The organism is Ferrimonas senticii DSM 18821, assembly GCF_000422665.1.
GTDB lineage: Bacteria > Pseudomonadota > Gammaproteobacteria > Enterobacterales > Shewanellaceae > Ferrimonas > Ferrimonas senticii.
On sequence record NZ_KE383902.1, the window covers coordinates 23,524 to 26,598 of the forward strand.

The window sequence follows — 3,075 nt, forward strand, 5'->3', positions numbered from 1 at the left end:
ACACCTGGAGGGGTTCCCGAGTGGCCAAAGGGAGCAGATTGTAAATCTGCCGGCACTGCCTTCGATGGTTCGAATCCGTCTCCCTCCACCATATTTAACGACAACGCCATCCTTCGGGATGGCGTTGTCGTTTCTGATGTAAATTGATCGGCTCACTTGCAAAACCGCCCTTAGTGTTACAAGATTGTTGGCACGGAGGGGTTCCCGAGCGGTCAAAGGGAGCAGACTGTAAATCTGCCGGCACAGCCTTCGAAGGTTCGAATCCTTCCCCCTCCACCAGCTATCACAACAACGCCATCCTCTCGGATGGCGTTGTTGCTCTAGTCGCGCGATTCACGCAGTGGTTTTAGTAGATAACCAAGTCCGTTGTGTTTGATCTCCAGCATCAGCGCCAACTTCGGCCCCAACGGGGGTGTTGGCCAGCCGTTATTCTGCAACCAAACGTAATAAGCAATAGGAATATCAGATAGATAGCATCCGGCGTATTTGCCGTAAGGCATCTTGTCGTTGGCCAATTGTTTTAGCAGTTGCGGATCCAAGTGTTGTACCATCGAGCCATTGTGATTTAAACGATGGATCTATTATGACACGCAGCTGGGTGAATTGGGCGATTGGCCAAATTGAAGCGGACTTTCAACGCAGTGCCGACACTCACTTAATTAAGTTAGATCTGCCACAGCTGGCCGATATCGACATCTATCTTAAAGATGAAAGCACCCACCCTACCGGCAGTTTAAAACACCGCTTGGCAAGGTCGCTGTTTCTGTATGGCTTAAGTAACGGCTGGATCCGGCAAGATACCCCGATCATCGAATCCTCGTCCGGCTCTACCGCCATCTCCGAAGCCTATTTCGCGCGCTTATTGGGGCTGGAATTCATCGCGGTGATCCCCAAGTCCACCGCCGCCCGCAAGATTGCCCAAATTGAATTTTATGGCGGCCGTTGCCATCTGGTGGAGCCATCGCAGATCTACCTGGAAAGCGAACGGCTGGCACAAGAGCTTGGCGGTCACTACATGGATCAGTTCACCTATGCCGAGCGTGCCACCGACTGGCGCGGCAATAACAACATTGCCGATTCGATCTTTCATCAAATGCAGCTGGAACGCTTTGCCGAGCCAAGCTATATCGTGATGAGTCCGGGCACCGGCGGCACCTCCGCCACCATTGGCCGCTATCTGCGTTATCAGCGCAAAGCCACCGAACTGTGCGTGGTCGATCCGGACAATTCGGTGTTCTTCGACTATTTCAACAACCGCGATAAAACCCTAACTACCGGCGCTTGCAGTCGCATTGAAGGGATCGGCCGACCACGGGTTGAACCGTCATTTATCGCCGAGGTTGTCGACCGTATGATCCAAGTGCCGGATCCGGCGTCCATCGCCACCATGCTGTGGCTGGAGCAGAAACTGGGACGCAAAATTGGCGCCAGTACCGGCACCAACCTCTATGGGGTATTGCAGTTGGCCAGCGAAATGCAAGCCCAAGGTCGACAAGGCTCACTCGTTACCCTGTTGTGCGATTCAGGCGATCGCTACCTGGACAGCTACTACAACCCCGCTTGGGTCGCTGAACATATCGGCGACATCAGCCCTTACCAACAGCAACTGATGCACTTTAACCAAACTGGGCAATTAAGCTGATGAACAACAACAAAGCTGTAGTGGTATTTAGCGGCGGCCAAGATTCCACTACCTGTTTAGTGCAAGCGCTAACCCAATTTGATGAAGTACACACCATTACCTTTGATTACGGCCAGCGTCATCTGCAAGAGATTGAAGTGGCCCAGCAACTGGCGCAGCAACTTGGGGTGACCGCCCATAAGGTGCTGGATGTCGGCTTGCTGAATGAGCTGGCGATCAGTGCTCTCACCCGCGATAGCATCCCCGTCGCCAACGAACTGATGGAAAACGGCCTGCCAAACACTTTTGTGCCAGGGCGCAATATCTTGTTCTTAACCTTGGCTGGGATCTACGCCTACCAAATTGGCGCAAGCACGGTGATCACCGGCGTCTGTGAGACCGACTACTCCGGCTACCCAGATTGCCGCGATAAGTTTGTGCGTGCTCTGCAGCAGGCGCTAGAGCTGGGTATGGATCGCCCTTTGAACCTCAGCACCCCGCTGATGTGGTTAGACAAAGCCGAAACGTGGGCCTTAGCAGCACAATACCAAGCACTGGAACTTGTCCGTGATAACACTCTGACCTGCTACAACGGCATCATTGGTAGCGGCTGTGGCGAATGCCCCGCCTGCACCCTACGGGCTAATGGTCTGAACCACTACCTAAGCAATCGCGATCATGTCAATGCCGAGCTTAAACGCAAGCAAGCCAACTGAGCATTACGGCAAGCCAACGGCAGCACAATTAGCGCTGCCGTTGCTACTAAGCATTAGCGCCATCAGCTTGGCGCTGCTGCCAGAGCTTCATGACAGCTTAGACTGGTATCGTACTGCTATTAGCCATGGCGAGCATTGGCGACTGCTCAGTGGTCACTTACTGCACTCGAACTGGCCGCATCTGTTGATGAACCTTGGCGGCTTATGGCTGCTGCTGGCCTTGTTCCAACCTTACTTTAACCGTGTCTTAGCCATCGCCACACCTGTGATGATGTTGTTGATTGCAGCGGCCATGTTACTCACAGACAGCGAGCGTTATGTGGGCTTAAGTGCCCTGCTGCATGGCCTGTTTGTGTGGGGAGCATTGGAAGATCTGCGCTACCGACGCCGCAGCGGCTACTTACTGCTGATGGGCATCATTGCTAAAGTGCTGTGGGAAAACCTAATGGGTGCCGACAGCGATATAGCGGCACTGATTAACGCTCGAGTCGCAGTAGAGTCGCACTTGATTGGCGCCTTGGCGGGAGCGCTCTGCTGGGGAGCCTGGCGTATGGCAATCCGCCGCAGAGCAAATAGATTTAGCTAATTATGGCAAAATCCAGATACGAAAAAGCCAACCCTAAGGTTGGCTTTTTCTTAAATAAGTTGGTTGCGGGAGCCGGATTTGAACCGACGACCTTCGGGTTATGAGCCCGACGAGCTACCAGGCTGCTCCATCCCGCGACCGAGTTGAGTGTT

Annotated in this window: 4 protein-coding genes and 3 tRNA genes; 5 read left to right on the forward strand and 2 right to left on the reverse strand. The window is 53.5% G+C overall.

What is annotated here, in order from left to right; all coding sequences use genetic code 11:
• Positions 1-6: 6 nt before the first annotated feature.
• Both G506_RS0118210 and G506_RS0118215 read left to right on the forward strand, forming a co-directional pair.
• Positions 7-91: transfer RNA gene (locus G506_RS0118210), tRNA-Tyr, on the forward strand.
• 103 nt (positions 92-194) lie between these two features.
• Positions 195-279 (forward strand) — tRNA-Tyr (locus G506_RS0118215).
• 41 nt (positions 280-320) lie between these two features.
• Here G506_RS0118215 and G506_RS0118220 read toward each other — a convergent pair.
• A complete protein-coding gene (locus G506_RS0118220) occupies positions 321-551 on the reverse strand; it encodes a DUF3820 family protein (protein ID WP_240473460.1) in 231 nt (76 codons plus the stop codon).
• 32 nt (positions 552-583) lie between these two features.
• Here G506_RS0118220 and G506_RS0118225 point away from each other — a divergent pair, with 32 nt between their 5' ends.
• From G506_RS0118225 to rrtA, 3 genes are read left to right on the forward strand one after another with little or no spacing between them, the layout of a single operon-like run.
• On the forward strand, positions 584-1,642 hold the full coding sequence (locus G506_RS0118225; protein WP_028118116.1) for a PLP-dependent cysteine synthase family protein: 1,059 nt from the start codon (positions 584-586) through the stop codon (positions 1,640-1,642).
• A complete protein-coding gene (gene queC / locus G506_RS0118230; RefSeq protein ID WP_028118117.1) occupies positions 1,642-2,337 on the forward strand; it encodes a 7-cyano-7-deazaguanine synthase QueC in 696 nt (231 codons plus the stop codon). Before G506_RS0118225 ends, queC begins: the two co-directional genes overlap by 1 nt.
• Entirely contained in the window at positions 2,306-2,923 is a 618-nt protein-coding gene (rrtA, locus tag G506_RS0118235; protein WP_051202265.1) for a rhombosortase, read from the forward strand. Before queC ends, rrtA begins: the two co-directional genes overlap by 32 nt.
• A 60-nt stretch (positions 2,924-2,983) precedes the next feature.
• Here rrtA and G506_RS0118240 read toward each other — a convergent pair.
• Positions 2,984-3,060, reverse strand: a tRNA-Met gene (locus G506_RS0118240).
• Between the last annotated feature and the right edge of the window lie 15 nt (positions 3,061-3,075).